This is a genomic window from Acetobacterium sp. (assembly GCF_041752335.1).
Taxonomy (GTDB): Bacteria; Bacillota; Clostridia; order Eubacteriales; family Eubacteriaceae; genus Acetobacterium.
Genome location: NZ_JBGSHG010000036.1, coordinates 1 through 13,347 on the forward strand (window position 1 = coordinate 1; position 13,347 = coordinate 13,347).

At 44.1% G+C, this 13,347-nt stretch carries 11 protein-coding genes; 4 read left to right on the plus strand and 7 right to left on the minus strand.

Going from position 1 to position 13,347, the window contains the following annotated elements:
- From ACEW8F_RS04970 to ACEW8F_RS05000, 7 genes are all read right to left on the minus strand, one after another.
- Nucleotides 1-273, minus strand: a 273-nt coding sequence (locus tag ACEW8F_RS04970) for a GntR family transcriptional regulator (RefSeq protein ID WP_373482369.1), incomplete at its 3' end; no start/stop codon positions are given.
- Nucleotides 274-427: 154 nt separating this feature from the next.
- Nucleotides 428-3,049 carry a methyl-accepting chemotaxis protein gene (locus ACEW8F_RS04975; protein WP_373482370.1) on the minus strand — a complete coding sequence of 874 codons (2,622 nt, stop codon included), beginning with the start codon at nt 3,047-3,049 and terminating at the stop codon, nt 428-430.
- A 210-nt stretch (nt 3,050-3,259) separates the two neighbouring features.
- Nucleotides 3,260-4,891, minus strand: a complete 1,632-nt coding sequence (locus ACEW8F_RS04980; RefSeq protein WP_373482371.1) for an ABC1 kinase family protein — start codon at nt 4,889-4,891, stop codon at nt 3,260-3,262.
- The gene (locus tag ACEW8F_RS04985) at nt 4,878-5,084 is read right to left on the minus strand and encodes a hypothetical protein (RefSeq protein WP_373482372.1); all 207 of its coding nucleotides are present in this window, start codon (nt 5,082-5,084) and stop codon (nt 4,878-4,880) included. Before ACEW8F_RS04985 ends, ACEW8F_RS04980 begins: the two co-directional genes overlap by 14 nt.
- A 36-nt stretch (nt 5,085-5,120) precedes the next feature.
- Nucleotides 5,121-5,273, minus strand: a complete 153-nt coding sequence (locus ACEW8F_RS04990; RefSeq protein ID WP_373482373.1) for a hypothetical protein — start codon at nt 5,271-5,273, stop codon at nt 5,121-5,123.
- A gap of 253 nt (nt 5,274-5,526) precedes the next feature.
- A complete protein-coding gene (ilvA, locus tag ACEW8F_RS04995; protein WP_373482374.1) occupies nt 5,527-6,723 on the minus strand; it encodes a threonine ammonia-lyase in 1,197 nt (398 codons plus the stop codon).
- A 128-nt stretch (nt 6,724-6,851) separates the two neighbouring features.
- On the minus strand, nt 6,852-8,507 hold the full coding sequence (locus tag ACEW8F_RS05000; RefSeq protein ID WP_373482375.1) for a flavodoxin family protein: 1,656 nt from the start codon (nt 8,505-8,507) through the stop codon (nt 6,852-6,854).
- 383 nt (nt 8,508-8,890) lie between these two features.
- Here ACEW8F_RS05000 and ACEW8F_RS05005 point away from each other — a divergent pair, with 383 nt between their 5' ends.
- The 4 genes from ACEW8F_RS05005 to ACEW8F_RS05020 all read left to right on the plus strand — a co-directional run bounded on the left by ACEW8F_RS05005 (nt 8,891) and on the right by ACEW8F_RS05020 (nt 13,343).
- Nucleotides 8,891-10,213 (plus strand): DUF362 domain-containing protein, encoded by a 1,323-nt coding sequence (locus ACEW8F_RS05005; protein WP_373482376.1) that lies wholly within the window; start codon nt 8,891-8,893, stop codon nt 10,211-10,213.
- A 128-nt stretch (nt 10,214-10,341) separates the two neighbouring features.
- Nucleotides 10,342-12,363, plus strand: coding sequence for a sigma-54-dependent Fis family transcriptional regulator (locus tag ACEW8F_RS05010; protein ID WP_373482431.1), 2,022 nt, complete (start codon nt 10,342-10,344; stop codon nt 12,361-12,363).
- Nucleotides 12,338-13,033 (plus strand): lipoyl(octanoyl) transferase LipB, encoded by a 696-nt coding sequence (gene lipB / locus ACEW8F_RS05015; RefSeq protein WP_373482377.1) that lies wholly within the window; start codon nt 12,338-12,340, stop codon nt 13,031-13,033. The genes ACEW8F_RS05010 and lipB overlap by 26 nt, the downstream gene beginning before the upstream one ends.
- A gap of 73 nt (nt 13,034-13,106) precedes the next feature.
- Nucleotides 13,107-13,343: a biotin/lipoyl-containing protein gene (locus ACEW8F_RS05020; RefSeq protein WP_373482378.1), complete on the plus strand. Its 237-nt coding sequence runs from the start codon at nt 13,107-13,109 to the stop codon at nt 13,341-13,343.
- Nucleotides 13,344-13,347: the final 4 nt, after the last annotated feature.

Here is a 13,347-nt window from a genome sequence, read left to right on the forward strand (position 1 = left end):
CTGGACTGCCAAGTTTTTTTTCGCTTCTTCTATCACTTTCAAATCCTCCGTAATAAATCTGCCGCTGGTTCTTTGTGCAAAAACGAGTTCCATTCTTTCCAGTTCTGCCAATGCTTTCTGCATGGTATTGGGGTTCACTCCGGCATCCATTGCCATTTCTCTCACTGATTCAAGTTTATCTCCCGGCTTGTAAACTCCGGAGATGATTCTGAGCTCTATCTGTTCCACCAACTGTTTATAGATGGGGCGATCGGAATCGATGTACCATTTCATCGCTGTCCTCCTTTGTATTATTGTATTACTTGATTAATACAATAATACTACATGACATAATTGTCAAGCGTTATTCAGTAAAATGATAAAAAAAGAACCCTGAAAAGGGTTCCGTTTGTCATTACACTACCTTACTGTCAAAACTATTTTACGGTTACACCGCTTTAATTTCGAAGGTGCTAACCATTTGTTTGAGCAGTTGAGCCTGTCCAGAGAGTTCTTCGCTGGCTGCGGCGCTTTCTTCTGCGGTGGCTGAGTTGGTCTGCACTACCATCGATACCTCCTCGATGCCCCGGTTGATCTGTGAAATCGCCAGTGCCTGATCGTTGGATGCCACGGCAATGTTGCCCATCAGTTTGGCTACCTTCTCAATCTCATCCAGAATTTCTTTCAGGCTGACTGCCGTTTTATCGGCGATCGTGGTGCCAGCTTCCACCTTTTCCAGTGATCCTTCAATGAGTTGGGTGGTCTCTTTCACCGCCTGGCTGCTACGAATCGCCAAACTTCTGACTTCCTCAGCCACCACGGCAAAACCTTTGCCGTGGTGACCGGCTCGGGCCGCTTCCACCGCCGCATTTAAAGCTAAAATATTGGTCTGGAAGGCTATATCATCAATTACCTTGATGATCTTAGCGATCCCATTAGAGGCTTCATTAATCTCTGTCATGGCTTTTATCATGGCTTCCATCTGACCATTCCCAAGCCGGGCATTTTCCCCGACTGCCACCGCCCGTTGATTGGCTTCATCGGCTCTGATGGCGTTATGCCTGGTTTCGTCCGCCACTTCCTCAATGGATGATGTCAGCTCCTCAATGGCGCTGGCCTGTTGGGTTGTACCCTGGGCCAGTGACTGCCCGCTGTCCGATATTTGAATCGCTCCCATTTCTACCTGGGCAGACACCGTATCAATATCAGAAAGGGTGGTACTGAGTCGACTGTTAATCGCGTTGAGGGAAGTTTTTATTTCCAGAAAGTCGCCTTTGAATTCTGATTCAATTTCCTGGTTGAGATTTCCCCGTCCCATTGCTTCAAGGGTGCTAGTGATTTCACCGATATAGATTGCCAAAGACATGATGGTCACATTGAGATCGTCTTTAATTTTTGCGTGATCTCCCTGATAATCCCCCATCACCATCGTGTGAAGGTTTCCCTGCGCCAGTTCACGCAGTACCGCTGATGCTTCTGTAACCGGTTCGATGACCGCATCCAGAGTCTGATTGAAGCCTTCAATAACCAGGGCATATTCCCCGCTGAATTTACTACTGTCGCCGCGATAACTGAGATCGCCTTCCACGGCAATTTGAGCCATGGTTTCGGTTTCTTCAACAAGCATAAAAATATTTTCCATCATTTCTATCAAAGTGGGGATCAACTGGTCGTTCTGACTTCGTTTTCCAACCTGCTGAAGTTCCGCCAGGTCGTTGAGGTTTCCTTCCCTGATGTTTCCGGCAATTCGGGTTATACTCAAAAGTAAGCGCCGGATACCATTAATGGATTCTGCAATTTCTGCATAAATTCCCAGATAATTACCCTTGACAGCCTGGGAAAAATCGTTGCTATTCATCAGTCCCAGCACCTGTTTTCCTTCTTCCAGGGCTGCCAGACCATCAATACAGGCGTTAATACTGTTCTTAAAGGTTTCAAAATCCCCATAGTAGGTGTCTTCAATTTTTTCGGGAATAATCCCGCAACCGATCTGACTGACGCATTCAGCCGCCACATTCAAGGGAACAACCAGGGCCTCCAGGGTGTTATTGAATCCCACCAGAATTTCTCTGAAGCCGCCGTTAAAAGCATCGGCGTTGCCGCGGATATCCAGTCGACCGTCAATGGCTGCCTGGGACAGTAAGACGGACTCAGCAATCAGTCCCCGAATGGTTTCGATGGTCTGTTTTAACGCCGGGGTTATTTCATCCTGATCATCCTTGGGTTCAATGTCTACCGACACATTCCCGGCCGAAATCTGATGCATCGTTTCAATGACCACATGTTGAAGATCATCCGCAAAATGATCCATGGCAACTGCCATTTCGCCAACCTCATCCTGGCAATCCATGTTCAGACGCATCCCCAGGTGCCCCAAACTCATTTCTTTGATCATATTATTGATTCTGGCAATGGGTTTTGTGATCGTCGAAGCAATCAAAAATCCCAGTAACAGTGAGAGGATCACACCTACTACCAGCAAGATAATGGTCATCATCGTTGATGATGCAGCAATAGCCTGATTGCTTTTGGCGGTGTCTTTGACAATCACCAGTTTTAGCTCCATCATTTCCCGGTAGTTGACTTCTATTTGCGTGTATATCGCTTTAAACTCACTGCTTCTTGCTAAAATTGCAGCCTCAGCCGATTTCCCCAGGCGGGTCAGATTGATCATTTCGGTGACCATCGCGTCAAATTCATCTTTTAGTAAATAGGTTTCATCAGCAATTTCAATCGCCTCCGGATCCATCAGGGTCGTTTGAAAGGTTTTAAGATTGGAGTCAAATCTTGAATTTTTTTTGAGGATTTCGCTTTCAATGGTATCAATATCTTCCGGCGTTGTTGCCCGAGTTAAATCATCAATACTTCCAATAATGCCCTGAAAAGAATCGACAATATAGACCAACTCGCCCAGCGGTTTGGCCATTTTCTCATAAAGATAGACATCCTGCTGACTGATTTTCTGGATCCCAACCAGACCCATCATTCCGATTCCTCCGGCAATGGCCGCAATGATCAAATAACCGAAGATCAACTTTCTTCCTATTTTTAAATTATAAAACCATTTCATTTACGCTTCTCTCCATCTTCCGCTTTTTTATATGATTGCTGCCTGACAAACTAAATAACAGCGATAAAGATGTTAGGTATCCCTATTATCTATCGCTGTTAAAGTCTAACATGCTCTGCAGTGCCATATGTTAACGGCTTGGAAAGATTATATTAAGATTCTGTTAATTCATCAACAAAATGTGTTCAACTAAAATAAACAAGCAGTTATTCAGCGTTTCCGTTTCTTTCGGTGGATGGAAATCGTCAACGCCAGACTTAAAATAATGGCCGTAAAATAACCCAGTGCTCCCAAAGCGGGGATTCCCATGAATAGCGGTGTCATACCAGTAGTCGCAATAAAACTGGAGCCGATTAAAAGGGCGGCATTAATAATACAGATGACAATTTTGTTGACCATCTGGTCGATTTCTGCCAGGGGCTCGTCCGATCCCAATATTTCCAGATTCATTTTCAATTGCCCTTTATTGGCAAGGCTTAAAAAATCAGAAATCTGCCCTGGTACATTAATGGCTTTTTCTCCTGAGATTAATATTTTCCGTCTGTTCGTTTCCATAAAACTATTCAGATCAAAATTGGCTACCTGCTGACCAGCCATATGGTCGGCCATAATTCTAACAAAATTGGCGTCGGGAGATATTTCAGCAATCACTCCTTCGATGGTAATCATTCCGCGACTAAGCATACTGATGCCCCGGGGCATGCCAATGTGATTTTCTGCAGCAATCCGCAATATTTCTTCCAGGAATCGTCCCATATTAATGTTGCTGAGTTCTTCGGTGCCATATACATCCAACATCCGATCAATGGCTTCATATAAAAGCGAATGGTTGATGCGTTTGCCCTTGTGGACCCCCAGGGAAAGAATCGCTCCTTCCAGACTTTCCACATCCCGGATCGCCACAGCTTTGACACTGCGCCTTAACAATCCCATCTCCCGTTTGGACAGTTTTCCCATCATCCCTAAATCAATCCAAACGATTTGGCCATCCCGGATAAACATGTTTCCCGGATGAGGATCGGCGTGAAAAAAACCATCATCAATAATCTGTTTGACATAATTTTCGGCCAGCTTAATGCCAATTTCCTGGAGATCGTAGCCGGCCTCCTGCAAGGCCTTCCTCTCATCAATTTCGATGCCGACAATGTCTTCCATGACCAGAACCTTGGCGGTGGTAAACTGATTGTAAATTTTGGGACAGCCAATATATTTAATTTCAGCATTAAGTTCATTAAACAATTGTGCATTCTTGGCCTCGAAGAGAAAATCCATTTCCTGCTGGGCGGTACTCCACATTTCATCAATGATCATTTTAAAATCCACCACATCGCCAATGCCGCTGGCGATATTGAGAATCCCAGTGGCCCGGTTCAAAAGCACCACGTCCTGAGCCATGACCTTATAGATCCCCGGGCGCTGAACCTTAATCACAACCTTAGCACCATCGATCAAATCGGCGGCATGAACCTGAGCAATGGAAGCAGATCCCAGCGGATCTTGATTAATCGTGCGAAACACATCGTCCACCGGGCAGTCATACTCTTCTTCAATAATTCGGATGAATTCATCAAAGGGCATGGGTGTTACCTGTGACCGCAGTTTTTCAAGTTCGATACAATAGTCGCTGGGAAAAATATCCCGACGCATGGACATAATCTGGCCAATTTTAATAAAGGTCGGCCCCAGATCTTCAATGATGAGTCGAAGTTTTTCCGGGGTCAACCCTTTAGTAATTTCATGTTTTACCAGAATGGATACAATTTTTTTCAGCCTTTTGCCATTTGTATCCATTGGATTTTTTGGTATATCTTTTACTTTTATGCCAGAATCACTTAAGTTCATCGATTTCCTTTTCACTGACATTCTCTTCAAAATCAGAAACCTCGATGATCTCTTTTTCCACCTTCGGTTCTGCAGTCATGGCCTGCAGTTTATCTTTGATTTTTTGAATATCTTCAGGCGTCATCTTATCCAGACCTTCCACGACGGTATCAGCTGAGGGAGGCGTTTCTGATTTAACCTCATTAACCGTCACCGTGTCTTTAATGGTTTCTTTGATATTATGTTTTAATTATTCGTTGAGAATTTTCCCCTGCTGAACAGTGAGATCGCCTTTTTCCACCAGCTCATCAATGAGAACCTTTGATTTCTCAGCTGTGACTGCCACCGCTCCGACGCCAAACAGAAATATTTTCTTTAAATCTTCGCTGATATTGGTTAACATTTTGCTCCTCCTGTTTTAAAACACCATATTTTTTTGCAGAAATCCCTTTTGATCCGTTTCGCAAATGCCTGTAAAGAACAATAAACTTTTTTTTGCTGAGTTCCGGTCTTATTTATCTCAGTGTGCTCTTTTTTTTTGGGTCACCCATTAGTAGAAAAAGCACACCGACGACAAACAGATGTTAAACACTTATCGATTGAATTATACCCCTTTTTTCCCTAATCAATCAACACTAAAAAAACTATTTTTCATTTTAATTCTGTAATTTAAATCCGCCCTGAACCAGACCTTCACGTATTTCGCGAATATGTTCGTAATTTCTCGTTTCTAACTCAATTCGCAAAAAACAACCATTGATATCCGATCCTTCATTGCTCCTCTCGTGGTGGATTGAGATGACATTTCCACCCAGGTCAGCGATAATCTGAGAAACCTTTTTTAACTGCCCCGGCTTATCAATCAGTTCAATGTTAAAGGAACAGGTTCGGCCGGAGGTTAGTAGACCCCGTTTGATAATCCGGGATAAGATCGTCACATCAATATTCCCTCCGGATACAATACAAACCGTCTTTTTCCCTTTAATCGGCAGTTTTCCAAACATGGCCGCTGCTACTGCGACTGCCCCGGCCCCTTCAGCAATGAGTTTCTGCTGTTCAATCAAGGTCAGGATAGCCGTGGATATTTCATCTTCAGTGACAGTGACAATCTCATCCACTAAATCACTGCACAGATTGAATGTCAGCTCGCCCGGTTCTTTCACGGCAATGCCATCCGCAATGGTTGAAACCTGGGGTAGCCGGCAAATTTTACTGTTTTTAATGGACTGCTGCATACTGGGTGCACCGCAGGCCTGAACCCCATAAACTTTCACATCGGGCTTTAAAGACTTGAGCACATAAGCAATGCCGGAAATCAGCCCGCCACCGCCTATCGGGACAATCACCGCATCCAGATCCGGCAGGCTTTCAAGCAGTTCTAAACCAATGGTACCCTGGCCAGCGATGACAAACTCATCATCAAAAGGATGGATAAAGGTATAACCTTTCTCGGCCTGAAGCTCCAATGCTTTTGCATAGGCCTCATCATAGCCGCCTTCCACCAGACAGACCTCGGCACCATAGGCCTTGGTCGCTTCCACCTTGGAGATCGGGGCTCCATCCGGCAGACAGATCAGGGCTTTGATATGGTTAATGGCCGCGGCCATAGCCACTCCCTGAGCGTGATTACCGGCTGAGCAGGCGATCACGCCTTTCGCTTTTTCTTCTTCACTGAGCTGTGATATTTTATAACAGGCCCCCCGCACTTTAAAGGATCCAGTTATCTGTAAATTTTCTGTCTTTAAATAAACATCACTATCTGGACATATTTTAGGGGCATGGATCAAATCCGTGGGGCGAATATATTTTTTTAGCGTAAATGATGCGTGATATATTTTATCCAGTGTTAACATTTTCTCTCCTATTTTTAAAATCATGGCAATCATTACGAACTTAACAAACAGCGAACAATGAGCTTGACCTTTAATTTCGCAATTATCAATAACTACAGGGTATCCCAATAACTGGTTTCCTGCTGTTCTTATCTGGGTTTAGCCATATCGCTGGGATACCATTTTAAAAACCAGAGCGAAAACGCAAAGGTTGGCACGCTTAAAAGGATCGGAATCACCGCTGCAAAATTGATCAGCACCGTTGTATTAAGCCATAAGGCAATGCCGGCCTGAGCCAGGAAAACCAGCGACCAGACATAACAGAGCAAGCGATTGGTTCTTAAAAACAATACGTTTTTAAGGGCATTGCGGCCATTGAAATAATGGGTGTAGTCGGCGGTCAACGGAACCGTTTTTAGGGTGGAAACTGCCCAGATCAAAGCCAGGGCAAAATATCCAATAATGGCAAAAGTGTTTCCCTGATACTCCGATCCAAAGGTCACCACCGTTAAACCGAGCAGGGAAAAAGTCAACAGGGTGGCTCGTTCAAAATAAACCAGATCGGTGCCCCGCTTGATGCCGCATAAAACGCCACTGATCATCAATGGAATCACCACCCCGATCAGCGGACTGTAATCTGCAAAAAGAAAACAGAAAATCCATGGGCACAAGGCCAGAAAAAACCAGTAGGGGGTATTCTTAAAACTGATCGGAACCAGCTTTTTTTTCTTATCCGGGTTCAGGTTGACCGGACCGAAGAGTCCATCGAGAAAGGCGTTAAACAAACGCATATCGCCAACAACCGTATATTTTTCCTCCAGTAACGATTGGGCGGCGTCAATTTTACCTTCTAAAATCCGTTCCAATGTGGTGAGATTAATATTGATGGTGGTCGTTTCTCTAGCAAAATCATTGCGCAGCAGGGTGCAGGTTTCGTCTTTGATGACAAACTGATAGCGTTCTTTAATATCAGTGAAATCAATCTGCAGAACCGCGTTCATTTTTGGTCGCACCTTGGGGTTGAAGTCTGCTTGCACTTCTTTCATATAATTCCAGGCAATCAGGCCCCCGTCTGAATCCTTCATCCGGGTATCGTCCACCCCCCAGCTCAGGTTCGTTGTCTGGAGATAGGTTGGGGTTTCAACAAAAGGTTTTGAAAGACCTTCCCGTACTTTTGGGGAAATGCTCAGATTTTCGCCATATTCCTGACCGGCTATTTTAACCAAATCCAAATAGGGACCGGTCAGATTATCCAACTGGTGAATTCCGAGAAGCTCACCTTCCACACAGATTATTTTTTCCCACTTGTCTTTTCCGAAGAGATTGTTAAACTGTTCCTCGACCCCTTCATAGTTGTTTTTTGTCGACGGAAAGCCACAGGTACTGATCAGCACATGCTTTTTTGTCGCCATTTTTTCCGGATTCCGGAACGGATGTCCGTAGGTTCCCCCACCTTCATTGTCAATAAATGGCAGTAGTGCCGGTTGGGTTCGTTCCATGAATTTTTTCATGGCGCTGGAGATTCCATAATGGTAGAGCGGGGTAGCCCAGATAATAATATCGGCATCTTCATATTGATGGAAAAGTTCCGTCATGTCATCCTGGAAAATACATTCCCCCGGTGTGGTGGTCCAGCAGGTATGGCACCCTGTGCATGCGTTAATATTCTTTTGAATTAGATTAACAGTTTCAATCTCTGTTTCCGGATCGAAATCGATCAGCCCTGATACAAATTGCTCGGCTATGATCATGGTATAACTCTTACCAGATTTATGACTACCGTTTAACAATAAAACCTTACGCATATTATCCTCACTTTCTTATTTTAATCTGATTACTAAAGTATTATCAACCAAATGCCAAACTTTTGCATCGGTAATTTTTTACTTATCTTGTATATAATACCTCATAACATAAGATTATAACAAAAAAAATTCACATCGAATACCACTAATTTGAAACTCAGTTTAACAAAGTTTTTTTGATTAAGGCTTAATTCGTGTATCGCGTGTTATAATGACACACAATCGTGTCTTATTTTGACACATGACACACTTATAATACATCAAGAATCCCGGTTTTGGGGTTTTTAGGGATACCTTGTTTTGGCATGATTATTGCGGGTATATAACTGTACGTCCATGCTTTATGGACAAATATATGGTGACTATACCAAAAGGAGATTATCATGAGTAAAACAAAAGTATCTGTTGTAAAGGTTGCACAACCAGAAGGCAATGCCTCATTCATGGGCGGAAAATATGTTCGTATTGAAGAGGATGTTCGAAAAATTGAAGCCGCTGTTGCCGAAGCAGTTGAATTAGCGATTGGTTCCCTTGATACCATCATTAAAGAAGGCGATATTGTCTTAATTAAACCAAATCTTGCTTTCCAGGCGCCACCTGAAAGCCACGCCGTTGTTGATCCACGAACCATTGAAGCTGTTGTTTCTTATGTTAAGAAAAACTCCAAAGCCGGAAAAGTTGTAATTGGTGATAATCCATCATTAGGGATGCATGTTGGCCGGGCCAAACCTGCCTTCAAAGACTCCAAAATGGAAGAAGCAGCCAAACTTGGCGGTGCTGATGAAGTCATCTATTTTGATGAACATGATGTGGTTGCGGTAGAAATCGAAGGTGCAAAATTATTTAAACATGCCACCGTTTTTAAACCTTTCCTGGATGCCGATGTGGTTATCAACCTACCAAAAATGAAGGTGCATTTAGCTGGAACCGTTACCTTAGGACTTAAAAACTGGAATGGTATCATCCCCAACTGTCATCCAAATGATCAGCAGCAAGGTGCTCACCGAATCGAATTGGGCCAGAAAATGGCAGATATGTACAGAATTCGTCATGCCGATCTGACCATTGTTGACTCGGTTATCGGGATGGAAGGTCAGGGCCCTCATGCCGGTTCGCCCATTGAAATGAACTTGATGATCGCGGGAACCGATACTGTTGCCGTTGACTCGGTTGCCTGTTCCATTATGGGCTTTGAACCGATGGAAATTCCTGCCATTCGCTGTGCCGGAACTGAAGGACAGGGCGAAATTGATTTAGCCAAAATCGATGTTGTCGGTAACTCGATTGAATCCGTTATGAAACACTTCCGACGTCCCGGTGGTGATCCCATTGGTATGTATGCCGGCTTAACCTGTGTCATGCAGCAAACCTGTCCGGGATGTTTTGTTAATGTTCGTGGAGCTCTCGATTCATTTGCTTTAAGCGGAATTGATATGAAAACCTTCCTTGAAAAGAATGGTGAAGTTATTGTTATTGCCGGTGGTGTCCCAGACTTCGAACCTGAATTGTGTCGCGATAAAGACGTCTTTATTTGTGGTGATTGCTGGGAACTTTTCCCCTCTGTGGATAAGGTCAAAGAAGGAGCGGCACTTGCAAAATCAGTGACTTATTACCCCGGGTGTGCACCTGTTTACATCTTTGCACAACTGAATGCTGACTTGCAAAAATTGGCTTCTGCCTGCTATACTTTCCCTTGCCCTAAATAAAAAGCATCTTAATTAAATTAGGCCAGGGGATCATTTCCCCTGGCAAACTGTTTATATACGCTAACAAAACCACCTTTTTTTCATAAAATGTTGATTAAAAATAAAAATGGAGCGTGAACGCTTTGAAAATGTCTGCTGACTTTGATGTCATAAAAAAAACCTGGGAAGATTTCATGATTTCCGGAAGCATTGGTAATCATATCCGCAAACCGATCATTGACTCCTGGCTGCGCTGTCTAAAGGCCGGACTTGATCCCCGGGCTTTGAATCGTACCCCAACCGTCAGTGAAGAGAATTTTCGGAAACGTCTGGAGCAGAATAAGATTCTTCTGGATGTCAGCATTCCATTTATGGTTGAATTACAGGAATTTGTGAATGAATCTGGTTTTTCGACCACCCTCACTGATCCCAATGGGGTTATTCTGGAGCTGATTTGCGACCAAGCCATTCTCAACGAAGCCTTCACCAAAAATCTGGTTCGAGGCAGTATCTGGAATGAACATATGGCCGGAACAAATGCTACTGGTTTAGCCATCGATCTCCTCCAACCGATTCAGGTGATCGGAGCTGAGCACTACTATGAATGTTATCATGAGCTAACCTGTTCAGCCGCACCCATTCTCGATGCCAACGGCAAACTGCTGGGCGTTATGGATATGGCCGGGCCCAAAGAAATGGCCTATCCCCATACATTGGGGATGGTTGTTGCCGCCACCAAAGCGATATCCCGACAGCTTTGCATTGCCGAATCCCATCGCCAGCTTGATTTAACCAATCACTACCTGAGCACTGTGATCGACTCCATGACCGATGGCGTGGTAGCAGTGGATGTGAAGGGCAAAATCATCGGTATCAATTCTCAGGGCGCCAAGATTTTAAAAACCACCACCTTTGAATCTTACGGAAAAAACATTCTGGAGATTATGGACGGCGAAACCATTCTCGATCATCATGGAAATGTACCGCCATCTTTAGAAGAAAAAGATAAACATATTATAACCAAGAGTAAAAAAATAAATTGCTTAATCAACAGCAAGCTAATCCTTCATGACAATGGCACCATTGCCGGAGCTGTTGCCACCCTGAAGGATATGGGCAAGAAAATTCAGGTTTCTGATAAAGCCAAACGAAAAGGCACTCGCTTTACCTTTGATGACATCATCGGCGAAAGCTCGGATCTGCTACGCTCACTCCATCTTTCGCAAATTGCCGCCAAAGGCAGTGCAACCGTCCTGTTGGAAGGTGAAAGCGGAACCGGAAAAGAAATGTTTGCCCAGGCGATTCATAACGCTTATCAATCCGATCAGCCATTTATTGCCATTAATTGTGCCGGGATTCCCGAAAATCTGATCGAAAGTGTGCTCTTTGGCTACGAAGAGGGTTCTTTCACCGGCGCCAGCAAACACGGTAAGATCGGAAAATTTGAACTGGCCAAGGGCGGTACCATTTTTCTCGATGAAATCGGTGAAATGCCTATCAACACCCAGACTATTCTGCTGCGGGTTTTACAGGAGCGATATATTCAGCGCATTGGCGGAGATAAAGATATTCCCATTGATGTCCGGGTGATCGCGGCCACCAATAAAAATCTTGCCGAAGAAGTAAAAAAGGGGCGGTTTCGACAAGATCTTTACTATCGGCTGAATGTTTTGCAAATAAATATTCCACCACTGCGAAAACGAAAAAAAGACATCCCGGTTCTGGCTGAGTTTTTTCTCAATGACATCACCCAGGCCTGTGGCAAATACATTGAAGCCCTCCACCCCTCCACCATCGCAACCATGCAGGAATATGAGTGGCCGGGAAATGTACGGCAGTTTAAGAATGCCATCGAACAGGCGGTCAATTTCACTGAAACCAATCGCATTGATAACTATTTTATTGCCAGTTATCTGCCGAATCTCAATGCCGAGCTGACCCCTAAAGAAGAGCCCCAGCCACTGCCGAAAATGATTGCGACAAAAACGGAGCAACCCAATGTTGATTTAAAAGACATGGAACTCACCACCATCAAAAAAGCCCTGACGCTTTTTTCTGAGCGCAAGAAAGCTGCTGAGTACCTGGGCATTTCCCGAAGTACCCTGTACCGCAAGATGAAACAGTATCACCTGGAGGAATTAGACCATGAAAAAAGACCTCGCTTGGATTGACCTGGGACTGATTTCCTACGAAGATGCCTTTGTAATCCAGGAACAACTCCATAAAAAATGTGTGGACAAATCCTGGCCGGACACTCTACTTTTTCAGGAAAATTATCCTGTTATCACTCTCGGACGCGGAACACAAGAAAAAAATCTCTTGCATTCAGCTGAAGAACTAGCTGCAATGGGCATTCAGCTTACATCCGTCAGCCGAGGTGGCGATATTTCCTATCACGGCAACGGCCAATTCATTGTTTCGCCGATTCTACATTTTGATCAGTATGTCAAAAGTGCTCATCAGTATGTGCGCTGTCTGGAACAAATAGTTATCAACCTTTTGGATCATTACAGACTGATTAGCAAACGAATTAAAGGACGCAGCGGAGTCTGGATTGATGACCCGTATACAGGTGATGATAAAAAAATATCAGCTTTAGGCATAGCGGTATCCCATGGGGTTACTCTCCATGGCATATCCATTAATGTTAACCCCAACCTCCAGCATTTTAAAACCATTATCCCCTGCGGTATTGAAGATAAAGGCGTAACATCCATGGAGGCATGTGGATGCCCCCCTGTCACCCTGTCAAAACTTAGAGATCAGTTCATTCTGGAGTTTGATGCTATGTTTGGAACCCAAACCACTAAAAGAACCCATGATGAATTTAGTGTCAATTGACTATCCACTGACGTACCAGTAAATTTAACAATTGCTGGTAAGCGATCAATAAAAAAATTTAAGGAGAAATAAAATGAAATACGAAATTACTATCCCCGAATTTGCCGAAGGTGCAGAAGAAATCAATTTAAGACAATGGCTTGTCGCTATTGGCACCACCGTCAAAAAAGGCGATAACATTGCCGAAGCGGCCACCGATAAAATTTCTATCTATATTGAGTCACCAGCCGATGGGGTTCTTTCTGCGACATTGGCCGCAGAAGATGACCGGGTTCTGGTCGGCCAGATCATCGGCGAAATTGAGGGCTAAGGCC